We start from the raw sequence: 19,564 nt of genomic DNA, 5'->3' as shown, positions 1-19,564 counted from the left end.
TACAACAGAGGCATACGTCGGCGGCTGGCGATCATGACACTCCGAATGTCTAACGACCCTGCCGGCCGCATTCGGGCGTATGTCCTGTCAAGAATGTCGCAACCGCCGTGGAACTTGCAAGAGCGATGGCGCGGATTATTTGGGGTCGCGTGCGGTGCTCCCTCGTCAGGCACTCGTACTGCACTGCAACTACAGGGCACCGAGCTTCTGGAGCGCCTCGCGCGCGGCCGGCAACCCGGGCCGCAGCTCCAGCGCCTTCCTGAAGTCGGCGATGGCACCTTGCCTGTCACCAAGCCGAAGCCTGGCCTGGCCGCGATTGTTCCAGGAGAACACGTCGGACGGATCGTATTGCAGCGCCTTGTCGTAGTCGGCGAGCCCGCCCTTGTTGTCGCCCTGGTAGAGCCGGATCATACCGCGATTGCGCCAGCCGCGCGCATCCGTCGGCGCTACCCGGATCGCCTCGCCGTAATCGGCGGCGGCGCGGTCGAGCTGCTCGCTGTCGCGATAGACGTTGCCGCGATCGATATAGGCGAGCAGACCGGGCGCCAGCTTGATCCGCATGGTGAAGTCGGCGAGCGCATGCGGCATGTCGTGCTTGCGATAGTAGGCGTAGCCGCGATTGGCATAGGCCGTGGCATAGTTCGAGTCGAGCTTGATCGCGGTGCTGAAGTCAGCCAAGGCGCCGTCGAGGTCGCCCTTGTTATAGCGGGACTCGCCGCGGTTGCTATAGGCGAGCGCCAGCGACGGATCGAGCTTGATGGCCTGGTCGTAGTCGGCTATGGCGCGATCGTAGTCGTGCTTGAAGGAAAAGACGCGGCCGCGATTGTTGAAGGCGCAGGCATAATCCGGAGCGAGCCTGACCGCCTCGTCGAGGTCGGACAGCGCGGCATCGAGTTCGCTCTTCTCGGTCAGGCCATGGCCGCGGTTGCAATAGGCACCGGCGAGCCTGCGGCCGCTCTCGCTCTTGGTGTCGATCACGATCGAGCAGGCCTTGACCCGCTCGTCCGGCGTGCCTGTCAGTCCAACGCACGCCTCCCAGGCCGGGCCGCCTTCCGCCGAGGCCGGCACCGGCGACATCGCGGCGAGCGCGGCAAGTACGGCCATGAGGCTGATCGGGACACGCATTTTTCGGATATCTCCCCTGCGGCAACCTTCCTTGGTCGCGCCTTGGCAAGAGCCGGTTCAGGCGCCTAGATCGGGGAAACAAGCCTCGCTTCGGAAGGGTCACGCATGGCGGCATCGGTACGCGACAACAAGGACAAGAGCCGCTTCGAACTCGACGTCGGCAGCGAGGTCGCCTTCGCCAATTATCGGTTGACGCCGTCGGCCGTGATCATCACCCACACCGAGACGCCGCGCGCGCTGCGCGGCCGCGGCATCGCTTCCGAGCTGATCAAGGGCGCGCTGGAATTGATCCGCCACGACGGCAAGAAGGTGATTGCCGGCTGCGGTTTCGTCGTCGACTATCTCGACAGGCATCCGGAGGATGCCGATCTCGTCGCCTGAAAGCAAAAGGGGCCCGCGATCTCGCGGGCCCCTGGTGCGACGGTGATGCCGATCAGTGCTTGATCTCGGGCGGCAGCTTGCCGCCATTGGCGGCGAGCTTGGACATGACTTGCTTGTGCAGCCAGACATTCATGCTGGCCGAGTCGTTCATGTCGCCGGTGTAGCCGAGCTCCTTGGCGAGGTCCTTGCGGGCGGCAAGGCTGGAATCGATGTCGAGCGCCTTCATGAGGTCGACGATCGAGGTGCGCCATTCCAGCTTCTCGCCCTTGTGGGCGGCGGCGGCCTTGTCGACGATCGCGGCGACGTCCACGGTTGCCATGGGCGCAGCAGCAGGCGCAGACGACGGCGCGGAGCCGGCGGGCGCACTGCCCGCAGGGGGCGCGGCAGCGGCCGGCTCGCTGCCGAAGATCGCGCTCATGATTTTCCCGAAAATGCTCATGTCTGCTCCCCGAATAGGATCCGTTGGAAGGCCTTCACTTATAGCCGAAGTTTCTGCGTTGCGCCCGCCGAGTTCAGCGAAGCTGCAACCAGCATCAGCTTATCTGCGGCGAAATGACGACCGAATGACACGTTCGAGGTTGCACTGCGGCATCGAATCTCACCCATGCGTGCGGGACAGGACTCGGAATTGGGGGTACGGTTGACGTTCAGCTCGCGATGCCATCTGGATCTCGCGTCTGGTCGGGATCGCGAAAGTCAGAGATGAGCGGCCGCTTGCGCCGTTTGCCGGCGCCGGGGGTTCGGCCGCAGGGCAAGGGAGTTAGCGACCATGGCCACGTTCTACCAGGGCAATGTCCCCACGATGGCCCAGACCGCGGATGCGGCTGGACCTGTGATCCGAACCATCCGACTGTCCGACCTGCACGACGCGCTCAAGCGCGGTTGGGAAGATTTCAAGGCGGTTCCGAGCCACGCCATCATCCTCTGCGTGATCTATCCGGTGCTGGGCCTCGTGCTCGCTCGCGTGGTGATGGGCTATTCGGTGCTGCCGCTGCTGTTTCCACTGGCCGCGGGCTTTGCCCTGATCGGCCCGTTCGCCGCCCTCGGACTCTATGAGCTCAGCAGCCGGCGCGAACGCGGTGAGGAAGCCAGCGCCTGGGATGCCATGGAGGTGCTGCGCTCGCCTTCATTCGGCGCGATGCTCGGCCTCGGCACGCTGTTGCTCGCGCTGTTCGTGACCTGGGTCGCGACGGCGCAGGCGATCTACGTTGCAGCCTTCGGCTATGAAGGCGTGACCGGAATCTCGGATTTCGCAAGGCGCGTGCTGACGACGCAACAAGGCTGGTGGCTGATCGTGGTCGGCTGCGGCGTCGGCTTCGTGTTCGCGCTGGGTACGCTTTGCGTCAGCGTCGTGTCGTTTCCACTGATGCTCGACCGCCATGCCGGCGCGCTGGAGGCGGTGGTGACCTCGCTTCGCGTCGTGGCGAAGAACCCGGTGCCGATGGCGGCCTGGGGCCTGATCGTGGCAGTGCTGCTGGCGCTCGGAACGATCCCCGCTTTCCTTGGCCTGGCCGTAGTCATCCCCCTGCTCGGCCACGCCACCTGGCACCTCTACCGCAAGGCAATCGTCTCCGAACCCGGTGCCCGTCCGGTGCCGCCTCCGCCGCATCGTCCGCGCAAGCCGGCGGCCGATTTCCCCGCCAACCTCTTCCCCTGGCGGAATGACACGAACGCCTAGTAACATGCGGCAACAGCCGATCCTGCCCGCGTCGTGGGCAGGATCGGAGTGTCTTCAAACGCCTTGCTTTGGCCGCGGTTACTCCCGAGATTGTCGCCGCCGGTCATGCCACTTCACGGAATGAATTCATTCGAATGACCCCGACGATTTCTCGTCTCGCCCTCGCCGCCTTCACCCTCACCGCGTCCATCCTGTCTGCCGAGCCCACGCTCGCCGCAGTCGCCTGCGGCTCGGGCAACTTCGATGCCTGGCTTGCCGACTTCAAAACCGACGCCGCCGCCAAGGGCATCTCGCAGCAGGCGATCACCGCGGGGCTTGCCGGCGTGACCCTCGATCAGACCGTGCTCAATCGCGACCGCTCGCAAAAAGTCTTCAGCCAGAGCTTTGAAGAATTTTCCGGCCGCATGGTGCCGCCGCGCCTGCAGCGCGGCTCCAACATGATGAAGCAATATGGCTCGGTGCTCTCCCGCATCGAGCAGGCGTACGGTGTGCAGGGCGAGGTGCTGGTCGCGATCTGGGGGCTCGAGACCGATTTCGGCGTCAACATCGGCAAGTTTCCGACGATCCGCTCGCTCGCGACGCTGGCCTATGACTGCCGGCGCGCCGAGCAGTTTCGCGGCGAGCTGATGGATGCGCTGCGCATCGTCCAACGCGGCGATCTGGCACCGGCTGAAATGCGCGGTGCCTGGGCCGGCGAGATCGGCCAGACCCAGTTCATGCCGTCATCCTGGATAAAGTACGCCGTCGACTTCGACGGCAACGGCAAGCGCGACCTGCTGCACAACGCGCCCGACGTGCTCGCCTCCACCGCGAATTATCTGGCCGGCTATGGCTGGCAGCGCGGCAAGGATTGGCAGCCGGGCAGCCCGAATTTCGCGGTGCTACAGCAGTGGAACAAGAGCGAGGTCTACGCCAAGACGGTCGCCTATTTCGCGACCCAGCTCGCGCGCGCTCCTTAGGACAGGTCCTGAACAAAAGCCTAGGGCCGATCGCGCCGCGACCGGCCCTCTTTGAGCGTTTACTTACCCATGGAGGCGCGCATCGCCTTGTTCAGGTGTGCGCCGCATACACCCATTTTGCCGTTGAGCAGTGAGTCCTGAGCTGCCGCGATCTCCTTCTGTGCGACCGTCTTGCTGTCGCCATCCGGCATGTTCTCGATCGCGGTCTCCGTGTGCTCCAGATTGGCCGAGCTGCACCCACCAGCCGCATGTTTGGCGGCTTGAGCCGGCGCGACGGCCAAGGCAACGGCAGCAATTGCAATAACCCCGAGTAACTTCGTCATGATGTTACTTTCCTTCTCTTATTCTTGAACACAGAGCCGGCGGCATTGCCGGAATCTGCGACGTGACTTTCCTCGGATGCGGCAACTTGCCGCAATAAATTCCCCGCGAGAATTGCGTGATGTTGCGCGCCGCGCAGGGCCGCATGCGAAATTTCCGATTTTCATTACAACTTCGTAATCAAGTCTCACACGCTCGGCGTGTGTGCAGCGCGGCAACGATGCGCGCGAACTGCACGAACCAACCCAACGACGGCTCTTCAAAAGTCATTCTGCCCCCCGGGAACATTCCGGATTTCGAAGACTCAAGGGAGATGCCCAAGGACACGTTGGCCTAAATAATGAATAAATATTCATTTTAATATGGCCGCTCCACATGCGATTTGCGCATATATCACTTGGGTCTAGAAGCTACCCGACGTCTTGCGAACGGTCGATGTGCGACATATTTCGCGCCCATCGGGAACCGTCAAGAGTGGCAATAAACCCGTGATTTCACGGAAGTTTATCGCCGACTATCGACGATCTCGACCATCTCTTGGGCGGGACTGCCGAGAGGTTAATCGTTCCTTACCCGCGCTATGCGCTATTTGCTTAGCTGCATCGCAACATCGGAACTTCCGCACTGCAACACACCCATCTATATTCATTTCAACGATGACGCTCAGGTCAAGGGCTGAATCGAACTACAGGAGACTACAATGCTGCTCTCGCTCATCCGCATGATCCAGGCTTTCCGGGACTATCAGCGCAATGTTGCCGAGCTGTCCCAGCTCAGCGATCGCGAACTGGCCGACATCGGCCTCGATCGCTCGGACATCCCGCGCGTTGCCGCCGGTCAGTATCAGGGCTGATACCGTTTCAGCCCTTACCGGACGAACCCGATAGCGCCCGCCTCGTGCGGGCGTTGTCGCATCTGGAAGGCAGAAAACTCGATCTCTGCGATTCCAACGGCCGCCAAAAAGCGCTACCTGTCCCGGCCATGACAGGACCCCAATCCAACACTGTGCATGTGATCGGCGCCGGGCTAGCCGGCTCGGAGGCCGCCTGGCAGGTGGCTAAATCAGGCATCCCGGTGGTGCTGCACGAGATGCGGCCGACCCGCATGACCGAGGCTCACCGCACCGACGGGCTTGCCGAGCTCGTCTGTTCGAACTCGTTCCGCTCCGACGATGCCGCCAACAACGCCGTGGGCCTGCTCCACGCGGAGATGCGCCGCCTCGGCTCGCTGATCATGCGCGCCGCCGATGCCAACCAGGTGCCCGCTGGCGGCGCGCTGGCGGTCGATCGCGATGGCTTTTCCGCCGCGGTCACCAAGGCGCTCAACGACCATCCCCTGATCGAGATTGCTCGCGACGAAGTCGCCGGCCTCCCGCCGGCCGAATGGGACAACGTGATCGTTGCGACTGGCCCCCTCACCTCCGCACCGCTGGCCGACGCGATCCGCGGACTGACCGACGAGAACGCGCTCGCCTTCTTCGACGCGATCGCGCCGATCGTGCATCGCGACTCCATCGACATGTCGGTGGCCTGGTTCCAGTCGCGCTATGACAAGGTCGGTCCGGGCGGCAACGGCGCCGACTACATCAACTGCCCGATGACCAAGGAGCAGTATGACGGCTTCGTCGCCGCGCTGCTGGCGGGCGAGAAGACCGAGTTCAAGGAGTGGGAGACCAACACGCCCTATTTCGACGGCTGCCTGCCGATCGAGGTCATGGCGGAGCGCGGGCCCGAAACCTTGCGCCACGGGCCGATGAAGCCGGTCGGGCTGACCAATCCGCACGATCCCACCACAAAGCCCTACGCGATCGTGCAACTCCGCCAGGATAACAAGCTCGGCACGCTCTACAATATCGTCGGCTTCCAGACGAAGTTGAAGTACGGCGAGCAGCAGCGCATCTTCCGCGCGATTCCGGGTCTCGAGAAGGCCGAGTTCGCCCGTCTCGGCGGCCTGCATCGCAACACTTTCCTCAATTCACCCAAACTGCTCGACGGCCAATTGCGCCTGCGCGCACAGCCACGACTGCGCTTTGCCGGCCAGATGACTGGCTGCGAGGGCTATGTGGAATCCGCCAGCGTCGGCCTGATCGCGGGCCTCCATGCGGCAGCGGACGCGCGCGGCGAGCGGCTTACGAGCCCGCCAGCCACGACGGCGCTGGGATCGCTGCTCGGCCACATCACCGGCGGCCATATCGAGACCATCGAAGCGGGCACGCGATCGTTCCAGCCGATGAACATCAATTTCGGCCTGTTCCCGCCGCTTGCAAGCGCACCGACGAAGAAGGCCGACGGCACACGCCTGCGCGGCAACGAGAAAACGGTGGCCAAGAAGCAAGCGTTGAGTGCGCGGGCGCTTGCCGATCTCGATCGCTGGATCGCCGATCACCTGCACATTGCCACAGCGGCGTGAGCTTTCGATGAGCCTCCCCAAGGAAGACGCCGCGGTGCTTTCGGCGCGCTGGACGGACGGCGTGCTGCTCAAGCGCGACGTGTTCTCGACAGTCGAACGGGGCCGCTTTCGCAGCGACAGCGGCGAGGTCGACGCCGTCCTGCGCCGGCTCGACGAAGTCCCGTGGTGGTCGTTCCTACTGGCGCGCCACCTATTCGCGCGCGAGAAGCATGCCCTGGCGCTCGCCAAAGGCCTGAACGTCGGTCCCGAGTTGCTGTGGGCCGGACGTCGCGCGCTGGTCCGCGGCTTCGTCGACGGAGCCGCGCTGCATTTGGCCAAACCGCATGGCGACCTCGCCTATTTTCGCTCGGCCAAGGCGGCGCTGCGCCGGTTGCGCCGCGCCGGCATCTGCCACAACGATCTCGCCAAGGAGCAGAACTGGCTGGTCGGTCGCGATGGGCGCGCCTATGTCACCGACTTCCAGCTTGCCGCCTGCTTTGAGGGACGCGGATGGCTCTATCGCATCCTCGCCTATGAAGACCTCCGGCATCTCCTCAAGCACAAGCGCTCCTATGTGCCGGAGGCGCTGACGCCGCGGGAGCGCAAGATCCTCGCAAAAAAATCGTTCGCCGCGAGCCTGTGGCTTGCCACGGGCAAGAAGGTCTATCGCGCGATCACGCGCGGACTGTTCAACTTCACCGACCGCGAAGGCGGCGGCCGCCGGCTGGTCAATGACGCGCCGGTGCTGGCCGCCCTGATCCGCAAAAATCCGGCCGTGCGCGACACCGCCATCGTCGCCTTCGCCGACCGCCGCTCGGGCGTCGGGCTCTATGCCTTCGTCGAGGCCGACCAGGCCGCCCTTGAAGGTCAGCTCCGCAACGAGCTCACGGCCGCCAGGGGACCGAAGCCTCCCGAACACATCCAGGTCGTGCATGCCCTGCCGCGCGATACCAGCGGCAGGCCGCGTACCGAGATCCTGCAGCTAGTTGCCATGAACCAGCTCGACCTGATCGAGCCGATGATGAGGAACGACCAGGACCGCGCCTTCCTCAAGGACATCCTGGAGCAGCGCAAGAACCTGCGTGACCGCTTCAATTTCGAGGCGAACCTGCCGGCGAGCTAGCTTGGACCTGCCTTGAAGCGTCCACATTGCCGATGGAGAAGCGACGCAGATATCACGGTGGCTTGGTGGGGAATGAGGACCTGGGGGTCAATGACACGTCGCATGGCCGGCGGAATCGTCGCCGGTCTTCTGCTGGCAGCCGCGCCCGCGATGGCCACGGACTCCCCTGCCGAACTGATCTCCAGCTACCGCCTCAAGCATGGCGAGGCCCGCGTCGTGCGCGACGCAACCCTCGACCGCATTGCGCTGGAACAGGCGCGCGCGATGGCGGCGAAGGACGATCTCAGTCACGAGGTCCTCGGCCCGTTCACCAGGCGGGTCGCGCCGGTGCGTGCCGGCCGCGCCGCGGAAAACATCGCCTATGGTTATGACAGTTTCGAGAAGACGCTCGGCCAGTGGATCGACTCCTCAGGGCACCGCAAGAACCTGCTGCTGCACAACGCCTCCCGCGTTGGGATCGCAAGCGCCAGGAATGCAAGCGGCAAGCGCACCTACTGGGCGATGGTGATCGCAGGCGATTACGAGCCGAAGCCGGGCAAAGGCAAGAAGGACAAAGAACCGCTTGTCGTTGTGAAGCGTGAAGTCGCGCCCTCAAGCCGGCCCAAAGCCGGTGGCTGCCACATCAAGCTGCTCAGCCTCTGCATTTGAAACCGAGCCCGGCGGCGTACGCTGCAAAGCGAAAAGACCACCTGCGGCAAATCGACCGCGGTCTTCGGGCCAGCTTCAGGTGCGAGCCGCCCTTCCTCCAAGGCAGGCGGTCATATATGAGGGATTTGCCACCGGAATATCCTTCGAAGCGAATTGGCAACGTTCATGGCGGTAGTTCGTTAATCCGAGTATCGCAATCTGACACTTGATCGACGCAAGCGCGGATAGGCAGTTCGGGGAATGACATGGCAGATCGGTTGACGGCGGCGCAATGCAGCACGGCGATGCGGCGTCGAGGCCCCCCCGGCATTGTCACATTCGCGGCGATGGCCGCTTTGACGGCACTGACCGCAGGCGCCGCGGCCAAGCAGGCGCGCCCCGCCGTCGAGGCGACGGCGCCGCGCGAGGCCGGCGAGCCGATCATGGCGATCGTGTCGATCCAGAGCCAGAAGGTCACCTTCTACGACGCCGACGGCTGGATCCTGCGCGCCCCGGTGTCGACTGGCACGACCGGACGCGAGACGCCGGCCGGCGTCTTCGCCGTCATCGAGAAGGACAAGGACCACCACTCGACCATGTATGACGATGCCTGGATGCCGAACATGCAGCGCATCACCTGGAACGGCATCGCACTGCATGGCGGCCCCCTGCCCGGCTATGCGGCCTCGCACGGCTGCGTACGCATGCCCTACGGCTTTGCGGAGAATCTGTTCGAAAAGACGCAGATCGGGATGCGGGTGATCATCTCGCCGAACGACGCGGCCCCGGTCGATTTCTCCCACCCGGCGCTGTTCGTGCCGAACAAGCAGGCCATTGCGGCAGCCCCGGCGCGTGCCGATACACTCTCCCGCGAAGCCGAGGAAGCCACCAGGGCAGCCGACGAAACGAAGAGCGCCGCCGCGGCGGCGGCACGCGAAGCCGCATCGCTCCCGACGACGTTGCGCAAGCTGGAACAGCTCAAGGCTCGGGCCGACGCCGAACTCGCCTATGCCGACAAGGCACTCGCGACCGCAAAGACGGATCAGGCCAAGGCTCGGGCCGAGGAGCAGAAGCAGAAGGCCGCCACCAAGGCCGCGGATGCGGCGACGCAGCTCGACTCCGCCAAGACCGATGCGCAGCCGAAGCGCGACGCCGCTGCGGCGGCAAAAGATGCCGCCAAGGCGGCTGCAACCAAAAAGGCCGACGCCGTCAAGGCGGCGACCGAGGCGAAGCTCGCGCTCGAGCCGGTCTCTGTGTACATCAGCCGGTCGACGCAAAGGCTTTACGTGCGGCGCAACACGCACAAGCCGGCGCCGGACGGCGGCGGCGAGGTGTTCGATACGAGCATCGAGGTTCCGGTCACGATCCGCAACTCCGATCAGCCGATCGGCACGCATGTGTTCACCGCGATGGCGAAGAACGATACCGGCCTGCGCTGGAGTGTGGTCACGATCGACGACGGCGACAACGCCAAGGACGCGCTCGACCGCATCACCATTCCGCAGGACGTGCTCGATCGCATCGCGCCGACGGCCGTGCCGCGATCGTCGATTATCATCTCGGACGAGCCGCTGAGCAAAGAGACCAACTATCGCACCGAGTTCGTCGCGGTGCTGAGCAACCAGCCCCAGGGCGGCTTCATCACGCGCAAGCCGACGACAGATATGATTGCGAGCCGCGACGGCGGCTGGGGCGACGACGACGGCTTCGGTTTCTTCTTCCAGCAGCGCAGTTATGACCAGCAACCAGGCACCGGTTATCCGCGTCGCCGCGGCGGCCAGTATTATCAACCGATGCAGCCGATGCAGCGGGGTTGGTGGTAAGACGGCATCGTTAGCGCACCGTCTCGATCAACGCGGCGGACAAAGTGCCGGCGACGTCAACCGCGGCGCGCCGCCTTGATTGCGGCGACATCGATCTTCGTCATGCCCATCATCGCTTCGAATGCGCGCTTTGCTTCGGCACCGCCGGCCGCCAACGCCTTGGTGAGCACGCGCGGCGTGATCTGCCAGGAAACGCCCCATTTGTCCTTGCACCAGCCGCAAGCGCTTTCCTGCCCGCCATTGCCGACGATGGCGTTCCAGTAGCGGTCTGTCTCGTCCTGATCGTCGGTGGCGATCTGGAACGAGAAGGCCTCGTTGTGCTTGAACACGGGACCGCCGTTGAGGCCGAGACAGGCGACGCCGGCAACAGTGAACTCGACCGTCAGCACATCGCCTGCGTTGCCGGACGGATAGTCGCTGGGAGCGCGGTGGACAGCGTGCACTGCGCTGTCGGGAAACGTCTCGGCATAGAAGCGGGCAGCAGCTTCGGCGTCCTTGTCATACCAGAGGCAAATCGTGTTCTTCGCCATCGCGAGTCCTTTCAGTTCCAACTCAAAGCGTGCCCATTCCCCAAGCGCGCGTCAGCTTAGAATCTTGTTCGCCTGGCTGTCACCATGGGTGGCCAACTTGCCGCAGTGGCGCGTGTTCAAATATCGCGTTCGGAGCCGGCAAAATCTCTCAAAGCGTCCCGCTGCCACGGTCGAAATTGGAATGTGGACGCAAGATACGACGAATGCGCTTCATTCGAATAGTCGCACGCCGCTCAGGTGCAGCGCGCGCTCAGGCCGGACGCGCTGAGTCTGGCCATGACTTCGTCGAGATGCGCGCTGTCGCGCGTCTCGATGACCAGTTGCAGCAGCGTCGCCTTGGCCGGAAGGTCAGAGAACGTCCGCTGGTGCGAGACCTCGATGATGTTGGCTCCGGCCTCGGCGAGCAGCGCAGCTACCGCAGCGAGCTGGCCCGGCCGGTCGGGGATATCGAGCGACAGTTGGGTCAGCCGTCCCTCGCGCGCGAGCTCGCGAGTCAGGACGGAGGCGATCAGCCGCGTGTCGATATTGCCGCCGCTGAGGACCAGGCCAACCTTCTGGCCGGCAAAGCGGGACGGATCGGACATGATCGCGGCAAGGCCGGCGGCACCGGCGCCCTCAACCACCGTCTTCTCGATCGAGATCAGGCTCGCGACCGCGCGCTCGAGCTCGGCTTCATTCACGAGCGCGATGTCGTCGACGAGACGGCGGACGATCTCCATGGTGATCTTGCCGGGCGATTTCACCGCAATGCCTTCGGCCAGCGTGTCGCCGCGCGCGGGCAGGTTGCCGTCGTGAATCGCGTTGTACATCGAGGGATAGAGCCAGGCCTCGACACCCAATATCCGCAATGAAGGCTTCAGCGACTTCGCGGCAATGGCGATGCCGCTGATCAGTCCGCCGCCGCCGATCGGGACGACCAGCGTATCCAGCTCCGGCACCGCCTGAAGCATTTCCAGCCCGACCGTGCCCTGCCCCGCGATGACGAGCGGATCGTCATAGGGGTGGACGAAGATCATGCCGCGGGCCTCGCCATGGCTTCGTGCAAACGCAGCGGCCTCCTCCAGCGTCGCACCGGTGACGATCACCTCGGCGCCGTGGTGCCTGGTGTTCTCGACCTTCACCATCGGCGTGCCGACCGGCATCACGATGGTGGCGGGAATGCCGAGCCGCTTGGCGTGATAGGCGACACCTTGCGCGTGGTTTCCCGCCGACATGGCGATCACGCCCCGCGTGCGTTCCTCCGGCATCAAGGCCGTGAGCCGGTTGAGAGCACCGCGCTCCTTGAACGAGGAGGTGAACTGGAGGTTCTCGAATTTAAGCCAGATGTCGCAGCCGCAGATGCTGCTTAGCGTCCGGCTGTAGTTGCAGGGCGTTTCGACGACGGCACCCCGAACGATGTCGGCCGCGGCACGGATATCAGCCGGCGCAACCGGAAGGCCGGTCAGATCGACCGGGTCAACCGTCGTCGAAGATGCGGTTTGGGACAACTCAGCCATAGGACAGCATAGAGCATTTGGCCGGTCCAGGCGATATGCGGGCCGCTATTTGGTAAATTCACGCGACCGCGAGGCCCGCCACAGCGTCCATAGCGTGCGCAGTCTCGACGGCGGGGCCGGCGTGAACGGATTGCGATCCGCCCGCGACAGCCGCCTCAGGTCGGCGCGCGCCTGGCTCAGGGGCAAAAATGCTGATCGTGCCGATGCCGGCACCTCAGCCAGCAGCGAAGCGGCCGTTGCGAGGTGCTGCCGCGCTTCATTGAAGAGCTGATCGAGAACGGCGCGCAGAGCGGGCGTCTGCTGGCCGGCGAACACGTCCTCCATGCGGCAGCCATGGCTCTCGAGAATCTGCTGCGGCAGGAACAATTGCCGGCGCGCGGCATCGCGCGGCAGGTTGGCGACGACCTGCACCATGCCCTGGGCGAGCCCGGCATGGCGTGCAAGGTGCTCCATCGCCGCCCATGGCGGCGCCACGATCCGGGCTGCCAGCGCGAGCAGCGCCGAAGAGGTCGCATCCAGATAGCCTTCCAGGGCCGACATGGTCGGCATCGGATCGTTGTAGAGATCGAACTGGTGCTCGTCGACGAGCAGCGACAACGGTTCAACCGGCAGATCGAATTCGCGGATCGCGCGCAGGAGCTCGGCGGCCACCGGGTTGCCCTCGGCGCTGCCATGCGCATGGCCCGCCAGCATGTCGGTCCACCATTGCAGGCGGATTTCGCCGGGCAAGGGCTGGCTCACCTGGTCGCGTACGCGGACGATCTCGACATTGAAGGCGTAGAGCGCGAGCAGCGCGCGGCGCTCGGCGGCGGGCACGAACAGGGTTGCGACATAACGCGGGAAGTCGTGGCTGCGCACGAGATCGGCGCAGAAGGCGACGGCATCGGCAGAAGGCGCAGTGCTGCTCATGGCACGGCGATCAAGGCGGCCGCGACACGCCGCCGTTCGCCGATCATGATGTTGTAGGTGCGTACCGCGGGCCCGGTCTGCATCGTATCCAGCACCACCCTCACCGCCTTCAGCGCCTGGCGCAGCTCCGGCGGCGGCAGCCAGAGGCCGGTTCCGGTTCCGATCAGCAATGTGTCGATGCTGTTGGCGGCCGCGAACACCCGATCCAGCGAATAACGGTCGATCTTCGCGGGATCGGTCACGTCCCAGGCCCAGATCGCGTCAGGCAGGCAGAGCAGCGAGCCTCGATGCGACATCCCGGCAAAAGCGAAGCCGCCCTTGCCATAGGCTTCGATCGGCGCCGAGCGCGGGAAATGCGGAGCGTTGGGATCGCCGGTCATGCGCTTCGTCCGAATTGGCCTACTGCCCTCGCAAACTCGTGCGAGGGCACGCGGTTCGGATCATGGCCGATTTTTCTTTGCCGGCGCAGCCGTATCCGCGGTGTCTTCACGATGCGTGCCCACGCCGAGATAGATCAGGATCGGCGCCGCGATGAAGATCGAGGTGTAGGTGCCGACCAGCACCACGCCGAACATCATCACCGCGGTGAAGCTGTGGATGGCATGGCCGCCGAACAGGAGCAGCGCGAGCAGCGCGAGCGTCACCGTGACATGGGTGATGATCGAGCGCGACAGCGTCGAGTTGATGGACTCGTTGAGAAGCTGCGGCATCGGCATCTTCTTATAGCGCCGCAGCATTTCACGGATACGGTCATAGATGACCACTGTATCGTTCAGCGAATAGCCCAGAATGGTCAGAAGCGCCGCGATGCTGGTCAGGTCGAAATCGACCTGGCTGATCGACATGAAGCCGATCGTCAGCACGATGTCGTGCACGTTGGCGATCATGGCCCCTAACGCGAACTGCCATTCGAAGCGGAACCAGAGATAGATCAGGATCGCGACGATCGCGAGCATCAGGCCGAGCATGCCGAAGGCCAGCAGCTCGCCGGACACGCGCGGTCCCACCACCTCGACGCGGCGGTATTCGACGGTATCGCCGAGCGCACCGCGGACCTTCTGCACTGCCTCCTGCTGGGCAGCATCACCACCCGGCTGCTCCGCGACACGGATCAGGACGTTCTCGGGGCCGCCGAACTGCTGCAACTGGACTTCGCCGAGACGCAAGGCATCGAGCGTGGTGCGCATCGCAGCGATGTCGGCGGTGCCGGACTTGGCCTGCACCTCGAGCAGCGTGCCGCCACGGAAGTCGATGCCGAAATTCAGGCCATGGGTGAAGAACAGCGTGATCGCGACGATCGACAGCGCCGCCGAGATCGGGAAGCTGATGCGGCGGAAGCGCGTGAAGTCGAAATGCGTGTCGTCCGGGACGATGCGCAGCGACGGCAGCACGCCGAGCGCGGCAACGACGGTGAGAATGGCAATCAGGACGCCAAGCCCGATGAGAACGTAGTGGGTCACGGTCTTAGCTCCTAGATCGGCACGCTCTGCGGCCGCTTCCACCGCACCCACCCGGCCACGATCAGCCGGGTCAGCGTGAAGGCGGTGAACACCGTGGTGATGATGCCGATGCCAAGCGTCACGGCGAAGCCGCGCACCGGACCGGTGCCGATGTAGAACAGCACAGCGGCGGCAATGAAGGTCGTGATGTTGGAATCGAGGATGGTCGCCAGCGCCCGCTTGAAGCCGGCGTCGATCGCCGAGATGGCGTTGCGGCCACCGCGGAGCTCCTCGCGGATGCGCTCGTAGATCAGCACGTTGGAGTCGACCGCGATGCCGACGGTGAGCACGATGCCGGCGATGCCGGGCAGCGTCAGCGTGGCGTTGAGCAGCGACAACAGCCCGAAGATCATGGCGACGTTGATCGCCACCGCAATGTTGGCGAACAGGCCGAACAGCCGGTAGGTCAACAGCATGAACACGATGACCATGATCGAGCCGACATAGGCGGCAAGCTCGCCCTTCTCGATAGAGTCCTGGCCGAGGCCGGGACCCACCGTGCGCTCCTCGACAACCGTGAGCGGCGCCGGCAGTGCGCCGGCGCGCAACAGCACGGCGAGGTCGTTGGCGGACTGGACGGTGAAATTGCCGGAGATCTGCCCCTGCCCGCCGGTGATCGGCTCGCGGATCACCGGCGCCGAGATCACCTCATTGTCGAGCACGATTGCAAACGGCAGCCCGACATTTTCGGTCGTGGCCTGCGCGAACTTGCGGGCGCCGACCGAATTGAAGCGGAAGCTGACGATCGGCTCGTTGGTGCGCTGGTCGAAACCGGGCTGCGCATCGGTGAGCTCACCGCCCGAGACCAGCACCTGCTTCTTGACGACGTAAGGCACCTTCGGCGAGCTCGTGCTCATCAGGAGCTCGGATTCCGGCGGCAGCCTGCCCTGCTGCGCCTGGTCCGGCGATATCGAAGTATCGACCATCCGGAATTCCATCTTCGCGGTCTTGCCGAGCAGCTCCTTCAGATGCGTCGGATCCTGAAGCCCCGGCACCTGCACCAGGATGCGGTCATTGCCCTGGCGCTGGATCACCGGCTCGACGGTGCCGAGCTCGTTGACGCGGCGCTCGACGATCTGGATCGACTGCTCGATCGTGCGGCGCATGCGCTCGACCATCGCGGGCTGCGACAGCGCCAACCGAATCAGGCCGCCGCCGGCATCGGTGACCTCCAGGTCACGTTGCGAACCCGAGCCTAAAAGGCCGCCGATCGGCTGCGCGAGGTCACGCAGCTTGGCGAGCGCGGGCTGCAGGTCGGTGTCCTTGACGCGGACCTCGACCGCGTCGCCGCGGGTCACGAGGCCGGTGTAACCGATCTTGGCCTCGCGCAGGGCGCGGCGGACATCGTCGCGGACCTGGTCGAGCTTCTCTTTCTTCACGTAGTTGGAATCGACCTCGAGCAGCAGATAGGAACCGCCCTGCAGGTCGAGGCCCAGCACGAGCCGGCGCTGCGCCCAGGCGGGCCAGGTCTTGACCTGCGCCTCGGGGAAGAAGTTCGGGACCGCGCAGAGGCACACGATCAGCGCTGTCAGGATAATCCCCAGCGCCCTCCACCGCGTGAAATACAACATCGACTGGACCTGTCAGATCAGGAGATTCTCGAGGCTCGCGCGAGCGCTCAGCTCGCCGAGGTGTCGTCCTTGGCGCTTTCCTTGGCCGGCTCGCCCTTGGCGCGCACGCCGGAGATCATCTGGCGCATCTGCCGCACGCGCACGCCGTCGGAAATTTCGAACTCGATCTGGTCGTCGTCGACGACCTTGGTGACCTTGCCGACGAGGCCGCCCGAGGTCACCACGGTGTCGCCGCGGCGGATGTTCTTCACGAGGTCGGCATGGTCGCGCACCTTCTTCTGCTGCGGCCGCAGAATCAGGAAGTACATGATCACGAAGATCAGGGCGAACGGCAGCAGCGACATCAACATGCTGTTGGTGTCGCCAGCGCCCGCAGCCTGGGCATACGCAGGGGTAATGAACATACGGACGGTCCTCGTGAGAACGGGGGAAAGCCGGTCAGGCCCGTTGGGCGACCGGCTCGGTCAAATTCGCGCGGACTATAGCGGCCAGCGCCCCAATTGCAACGCTGCCAGACCGTCGATTTGGCCACCTTGCGGCGGGCCTTGAGGCCCGATAAGGCTGCGTTCTCAGGAACTTCGGACATGCCCAGAAAACCAAGTAAAAGCCCGGCCGGCAAAGGCCTCAAGACCCCTGCCGGAAAGCCCGCCCGCGTCGCGGCAAAACGCCCCACAGCAGCCCCCGTCGACCTCTCCCAGGAGCGCATCGTCCGCGCGCTGGAGACCATCGCGGCGCACCTTTCCGCCCAGGCGAGCCCCGCCGCGGTGGCCGAATCGTTCGACCGCGCCGATGCCTTCGTCTGGCACCCGGACGGCCGCCTCTCGGCGGTACCGCGGGTCAGCCGTGTCGAGCTCTTCCTGCTGAAGGGCGTCGACCGCATGCGCGACATCCTCATGGAGAACACCGAGCGCTTCGCAGACGGCCTGCCCGCCAACAATGCGCTGCTCTGGGGCGCGCGCGGCATGGGCAAGTCGTCACTGGTGAAGGCCGCTCACGCCAGCATCAATGCCGACCGCGCCGCCGCTGACAGGTTGAAGCTGATCGAGATCCATCGCGAGGACATCGAGAGCCTGCCCTCGCTGATGGAGCAGCTTCGGGCCTCCTCCTTCCGCTTCATCGTGTTCTGCGACGACCTCTCCTTCGACGGGAACGACGCCTCGTACAAGTCGCTCAAGGCCGTGCTCGAAGGCGGCATCGAGGGCCGGCCAGACAACGTCATTCTCTACGCCACCTCAAACCGCCGCCATCTGCTGGCGCGCGAGATGATCGAGAACGAGCGCTCGACCGCAATCAATCCCGGCGAAGCGGTCGAGGAGAAGGTCTCGCTGTCGGACCGCTTCGGCCTCTGGCTCGGTTTCCACCGTTGCAGCCAGGACGAATACCTCGCGATGGTGCGCGGCTATTGCAGCCATTTCGGCATCAAGATCGACGACGAGGCGCTGGAGCGCGAAGCGCTGGAATGGTCGACGACGCGCGGCTCGCGCTCGGGCCGCGTCGCCTGGCAGTTCGTGCAGGAGCTGGCGGGACGGCTGGGTGTGAAGCTGACGGTGAAGTAGGCAGTAGGCCCCGGGGCTGCCGCCCCAAGCACCACCGTCATTCCCCGCGAAAGCGGGGAATCCAGTACGCTGCGGCTTCTCCGGATCGCGTCACTGTCTCTGGAATACTGGATCGCCCGCTCCAGTGCGCAATTGCGCACAAGGCGGGCGATGACAGTCTCTGTGTGGTGATAGCCTGCCCTACGACGAGTTCAGGCCTCACGCCCCGTTCAGGAATTGAAGCGGGTCAACCGGGCTTGATCCCTTGCGGATCTCGAAGTGGAGCTGGGGCGACGCCACTTCCCCGGATTGACCCGACTTGGCAATGACCTGGCCGCGCTTGATGGTATCGCCGCGCTTCACCAGCAGTTCACTCGCATGGGCATAGGCGGTGACGTAGCCGTTGGAGTGCCGCACCAGGACCAGATTGCCATAGCCCTTCAGCTCGTTGCCGGAGTAGGCAACGACGCCGTCTTCCGCCGCCTTGACCGGCGTGCCTTCGGGCACTGCAAGGTTGATACCGTCATTCGACTTGCCATTGGTCTTGGCGCCGTAGGTCGTGATCACCTTGCCACGCACCGGCCAGCGGAAGGTCGGCAGCGCGCCGGTGGCGTCCGCGGCCTTCGGTGCCTCGGCGGGCTTCTCCTCGATGTTCGCCGTGGCCTGGGCCAGGCGAGCACTCTGAACTGGTGTTGCGGCGGCGACCTTGGTGGCGGGCGCGACCGCGGCGGGCTGGGCAACGGGTGTCGGCGCAACCAGAGCCGGCGCCGGAGCGACCGGCACGGCGACCGCGGCGGTCTTGGCACCGGGTACGGTCAGCTTGGTGCCGAGCTTGAGCTTGGCGGACGGCTCGAGACCATTGGCGCGGGCGAGCTCGGCCGCGGAAATGTGGTTCTTGCGGGCGATGCTGGCCAGCGTGTCGCCGCGATTGACGAAATGGATGCTCGGCGGAGCGGCGACGGCAACCGGCTTGGCCGCAGGCGCCATCGTGGGAGTCGCAGCGACGGGGGCTGGCGCGGCGGCAGCCGTTGTGGCCGCGCGCGGGATGATGAGCTGCTGGCCGGGCGACAGCGTGCGCGGGCCCTTGTAGCCGTTGGCGGCAAGGATCGCCTGCGGCGTGACGTGATAACGCTTGGCGAGAATGTCGAGCGTGTCGCTGGTGCCGACGATGATCTTGGTCCCACCGGCCGGCTGGGCCGCTGCGACCGAGCGCGGCGGCACGGTGGCAGTGGTCTCAAGATGCGGCTGCGCCGGCGGCGTGTAGGAGCCGACGCCGCGCCCGCCTCCGGACACGCCCCCGCCCGAAACCGGATAGGATTGCGGCGCGGCAACCGCCGGCGGCGGCAAGGGCTGCGACTGGTAGTAGCCCGGCTGTGTCTGCGGCCGCGCATATTGCGGCAGCTCACGCTGCGGCGGAGGCGCTTGCTGCACCGAACCGGTCGACTCGGAGGCGAAGGGGTTGGAGAAATTCGTCTGGGAAAGCCGCGACGACATGTCGGCGCTGCACCCCGCGAAACCGAACGAGATCAGCGCCAGCACCGCGACCTGCGGCACGCGGCGCGAGTAAAGCAACTCGGCGACAGCGGACATGGTTACTCA

20 protein-coding genes are annotated in these 19,564 nt (G+C 65.0%); 9 read left to right on the top strand and 11 right to left on the bottom strand.

What is annotated here, in order from left to right:
* Positions 1 to 189 precede the first annotated feature (189 nt).
* Complete coding sequence (locus MTX21_RS05210) at positions 190 to 1,125, bottom strand: tetratricopeptide repeat protein (protein ID WP_280963753.1); 936 nt, start codon at positions 1,123 to 1,125, stop codon at positions 190 to 192.
* A 105-nt stretch (positions 1,126 to 1,230) separates the two neighbouring features.
* Here MTX21_RS05210 and MTX21_RS05205 point away from each other — a divergent pair, with 105 nt between their 5' ends.
* Positions 1,231 to 1,506: a GNAT family N-acetyltransferase gene (locus MTX21_RS05205; protein ID WP_280963752.1), complete on the top strand. Its 276-nt coding sequence runs from the start codon at positions 1,231 to 1,233 to the stop codon at positions 1,504 to 1,506.
* A 52-nt stretch (positions 1,507 to 1,558) separates the two neighbouring features.
* Here MTX21_RS05205 and MTX21_RS05200 read toward each other — a convergent pair whose 3' ends face one another.
* The gene (locus MTX21_RS05200; protein WP_280963751.1) at positions 1,559 to 1,945 is read right to left on the bottom strand and encodes a DUF3597 domain-containing protein; all 387 of its coding nucleotides are present in this window, start codon (positions 1,943 to 1,945) and stop codon (positions 1,559 to 1,561) included.
* A 330-nt stretch (positions 1,946 to 2,275) separates the two neighbouring features.
* On the opposite strand from MTX21_RS05200, the gene MTX21_RS05195 reads away from it, so the two are divergent.
* Together MTX21_RS05195 and MTX21_RS05190 are read left to right on the top strand one after the other, a co-directional pair.
* Complete coding sequence (locus MTX21_RS05195) at positions 2,276 to 3,184, top strand: DUF2189 domain-containing protein (RefSeq protein WP_280963750.1); 909 nt, start codon at positions 2,276 to 2,278, stop codon at positions 3,182 to 3,184.
* A gap of 134 nt (positions 3,185 to 3,318) precedes the next feature.
* Positions 3,319 to 4,143 carry a lytic murein transglycosylase gene (locus MTX21_RS05190; RefSeq protein ID WP_280963749.1) on the top strand — a complete coding sequence of 275 codons (825 nt, stop codon included), beginning with the start codon at positions 3,319 to 3,321 and terminating at the stop codon, positions 4,141 to 4,143.
* A gap of 59 nt (positions 4,144 to 4,202) precedes the next feature.
* Here MTX21_RS05190 and MTX21_RS05185 read toward each other — a convergent pair whose 3' ends face one another.
* The gene (locus MTX21_RS05185; protein ID WP_280963748.1) at positions 4,203 to 4,466 is read right to left on the bottom strand and encodes a hypothetical protein; all 264 of its coding nucleotides are present in this window, start codon (positions 4,464 to 4,466) and stop codon (positions 4,203 to 4,205) included.
* A gap of 698 nt (positions 4,467 to 5,164) precedes the next feature.
* Between MTX21_RS05185 and MTX21_RS05180 the strand changes: the two genes are divergently transcribed.
* The 5 genes from MTX21_RS05180 (at position 5,165) to MTX21_RS05160 (ending at position 10,425) form a co-directional block, all read left to right on the top strand.
* Positions 5,165 to 5,317, top strand: coding sequence for a DUF1127 domain-containing protein (locus MTX21_RS05180; RefSeq protein WP_007590701.1), 153 nt, complete (start codon positions 5,165 to 5,167; stop codon positions 5,315 to 5,317).
* Positions 5,318 to 5,445: 128 nt separating this feature from the next.
* Positions 5,446 to 6,873 (top strand): methylenetetrahydrofolate--tRNA-(uracil(54)-C(5))-methyltransferase (FADH(2)-oxidizing) TrmFO, encoded by a 1,428-nt coding sequence (gene trmFO, locus MTX21_RS05175; RefSeq protein ID WP_280963745.1) that lies wholly within the window; start codon positions 5,446 to 5,448, stop codon positions 6,871 to 6,873.
* A 7-nt stretch (positions 6,874 to 6,880) separates the two neighbouring features.
* Positions 6,881 to 7,975 (top strand): serine/threonine protein kinase, encoded by a 1,095-nt coding sequence (locus MTX21_RS05170; RefSeq protein ID WP_280963744.1) that lies wholly within the window; start codon positions 6,881 to 6,883, stop codon positions 7,973 to 7,975.
* A 72-nt stretch (positions 7,976 to 8,047) separates the two neighbouring features.
* Entirely contained in the window at positions 8,048 to 8,623 is a 576-nt protein-coding gene (locus MTX21_RS05165) for a CAP domain-containing protein (RefSeq protein WP_280963743.1), read from the top strand.
* Between the two features lie 245 nt (positions 8,624 to 8,868).
* On the top strand, positions 8,869 to 10,425 hold the full coding sequence (locus MTX21_RS05160) for a L,D-transpeptidase (protein ID WP_280963742.1): 1,557 nt from the start codon (positions 8,869 to 8,871) through the stop codon (positions 10,423 to 10,425).
* Positions 10,426 to 10,481: 56 nt separating this feature from the next.
* Here MTX21_RS05160 and MTX21_RS05155 read toward each other — a convergent pair whose 3' ends face one another.
* The 7 genes from MTX21_RS05155 to yajC form a co-directional block, all read right to left on the bottom strand.
* Positions 10,482 to 10,955, bottom strand: a complete 474-nt coding sequence (locus MTX21_RS05155; protein WP_280963741.1) for a VOC family protein — start codon at positions 10,953 to 10,955, stop codon at positions 10,482 to 10,484.
* Between the two features lie 233 nt (positions 10,956 to 11,188).
* Positions 11,189 to 12,451 (bottom strand): threonine ammonia-lyase, encoded by a 1,263-nt coding sequence (locus MTX21_RS05150; RefSeq protein ID WP_280963740.1) that lies wholly within the window; start codon positions 12,449 to 12,451, stop codon positions 11,189 to 11,191.
* 45 nt (positions 12,452 to 12,496) lie between these two features.
* On the bottom strand, positions 12,497 to 13,360 hold the full coding sequence (locus MTX21_RS05145; protein ID WP_280963739.1) for a phytoene/squalene synthase family protein: 864 nt from the start codon (positions 13,358 to 13,360) through the stop codon (positions 12,497 to 12,499).
* Entirely contained in the window at positions 13,357 to 13,740 is a 384-nt protein-coding gene (locus tag MTX21_RS05140; protein ID WP_280963738.1) for an MTH938/NDUFAF3 family protein, read from the bottom strand. Before MTX21_RS05140 ends, MTX21_RS05145 begins: the two co-directional genes overlap by 4 nt.
* A 60-nt stretch (positions 13,741 to 13,800) precedes the next feature.
* Entirely contained in the window at positions 13,801 to 14,820 is a 1,020-nt protein-coding gene (gene secF, locus MTX21_RS05135) for a protein translocase subunit SecF (protein WP_280963737.1), read from the bottom strand.
* Between the two features lie 11 nt (positions 14,821 to 14,831).
* On the bottom strand, positions 14,832 to 16,430 hold the full coding sequence (gene secD, locus MTX21_RS05130; RefSeq protein WP_280963736.1) for a protein translocase subunit SecD: 1,599 nt from the start codon (positions 16,428 to 16,430) through the stop codon (positions 14,832 to 14,834).
* Between the two features lie 47 nt (positions 16,431 to 16,477).
* Positions 16,478 to 16,834: a preprotein translocase subunit YajC gene (gene yajC, locus MTX21_RS05125; protein WP_279377589.1), complete on the bottom strand. Its 357-nt coding sequence runs from the start codon at positions 16,832 to 16,834 to the stop codon at positions 16,478 to 16,480.
* 180 nt (positions 16,835 to 17,014) lie between these two features.
* Here yajC and MTX21_RS05120 point away from each other — a divergent pair, with 180 nt between their 5' ends.
* Positions 17,015 to 17,986, top strand: coding sequence for an ATP-binding protein (locus MTX21_RS05120; protein ID WP_280963735.1), 972 nt, complete (start codon positions 17,015 to 17,017; stop codon positions 17,984 to 17,986).
* A gap of 198 nt (positions 17,987 to 18,184) precedes the next feature.
* On the opposite strand, the gene MTX21_RS05115 is transcribed toward MTX21_RS05120, so the two are convergent.
* On the bottom strand, positions 18,185 to 19,555 hold the full coding sequence (locus MTX21_RS05115; protein ID WP_280963734.1) for a LysM peptidoglycan-binding domain-containing M23 family metallopeptidase: 1,371 nt from the start codon (positions 19,553 to 19,555) through the stop codon (positions 18,185 to 18,187).
* Positions 19,556 to 19,564: the final 9 nt, after the last annotated feature.

Source organism: Bradyrhizobium sp. ISRA430 (assembly GCF_029909975.1).
Taxonomy (GTDB): Bacteria; Pseudomonadota; Alphaproteobacteria; order Rhizobiales; family Xanthobacteraceae; genus Bradyrhizobium.
Note: the sequence above shows the minus strand (reverse complement) of the source record. Positions and strands in the feature narration are given on the sequence as shown.

Excerpts from the sequence above, each read along its gene's own strand:
- MTX21_RS05210 (WP_280963753.1), bottom strand. The coding sequence starts at position 1,125 with ATGCGTGTCCCGATCAGCCTCATGGCCGTACTTGCCGCGCTCGCCGCG.
- MTX21_RS05205 (WP_280963752.1), top strand. The coding sequence starts at position 1,231 with ATGGCGGCATCGGTACGCGACAACAAGGACAAGAGCCGCTTCGAACTC.
- MTX21_RS05200 (WP_280963751.1), bottom strand. The coding sequence starts at position 1,945 with ATGAGCATTTTCGGGAAAATCATGAGCGCGATCTTCGGCAGCGAGCCG.
- MTX21_RS05195 (WP_280963750.1), top strand. The coding sequence starts at position 2,276 with ATGGCCACGTTCTACCAGGGCAATGTCCCCACGATGGCCCAGACCGCG.
- MTX21_RS05190 (WP_280963749.1), top strand. The coding sequence starts at position 3,319 with ATGACCCCGACGATTTCTCGTCTCGCCCTCGCCGCCTTCACCCTCACC.
- MTX21_RS05185 (WP_280963748.1), bottom strand. The coding sequence starts at position 4,466 with ATGACGAAGTTACTCGGGGTTATTGCAATTGCTGCCGTTGCCTTGGCC.
- MTX21_RS05180 (WP_007590701.1), top strand. The coding sequence starts at position 5,165 with ATGCTGCTCTCGCTCATCCGCATGATCCAGGCTTTCCGGGACTATCAG.
- trmFO (WP_280963745.1), top strand. The coding sequence starts at position 5,446 with ATGACAGGACCCCAATCCAACACTGTGCATGTGATCGGCGCCGGGCTA.
- MTX21_RS05170 (WP_280963744.1), top strand. The coding sequence starts at position 6,881 with ATGAGCCTCCCCAAGGAAGACGCCGCGGTGCTTTCGGCGCGCTGGACG.
- MTX21_RS05165 (WP_280963743.1), top strand. The coding sequence starts at position 8,048 with ATGAGGACCTGGGGGTCAATGACACGTCGCATGGCCGGCGGAATCGTC.
- MTX21_RS05160 (WP_280963742.1), top strand. The coding sequence starts at position 8,869 with ATGGCAGATCGGTTGACGGCGGCGCAATGCAGCACGGCGATGCGGCGT.
- MTX21_RS05155 (WP_280963741.1), bottom strand. The coding sequence starts at position 10,955 with ATGGCGAAGAACACGATTTGCCTCTGGTATGACAAGGACGCCGAAGCT.
- MTX21_RS05150 (WP_280963740.1), bottom strand. The coding sequence starts at position 12,451 with ATGGCTGAGTTGTCCCAAACCGCATCTTCGACGACGGTTGACCCGGTC.
- MTX21_RS05145 (WP_280963739.1), bottom strand. The coding sequence starts at position 13,360 with ATGAGCAGCACTGCGCCTTCTGCCGATGCCGTCGCCTTCTGCGCCGAT.
- MTX21_RS05140 (WP_280963738.1), bottom strand. The coding sequence starts at position 13,740 with ATGACCGGCGATCCCAACGCTCCGCATTTCCCGCGCTCGGCGCCGATC.
- secD (WP_280963736.1), bottom strand. The coding sequence starts at position 16,430 with ATGTTGTATTTCACGCGGTGGAGGGCGCTGGGGATTATCCTGACAGCG.
- yajC (WP_279377589.1), bottom strand. The coding sequence starts at position 16,834 with ATGTTCATTACCCCTGCGTATGCCCAGGCTGCGGGCGCTGGCGACACC.
- MTX21_RS05120 (WP_280963735.1), top strand. The coding sequence starts at position 17,015 with ATGCCCAGAAAACCAAGTAAAAGCCCGGCCGGCAAAGGCCTCAAGACC.
- MTX21_RS05115 (WP_280963734.1), bottom strand. The coding sequence starts at position 19,555 with ATGTCCGCTGTCGCCGAGTTGCTTTACTCGCGCCGCGTGCCGCAGGTC.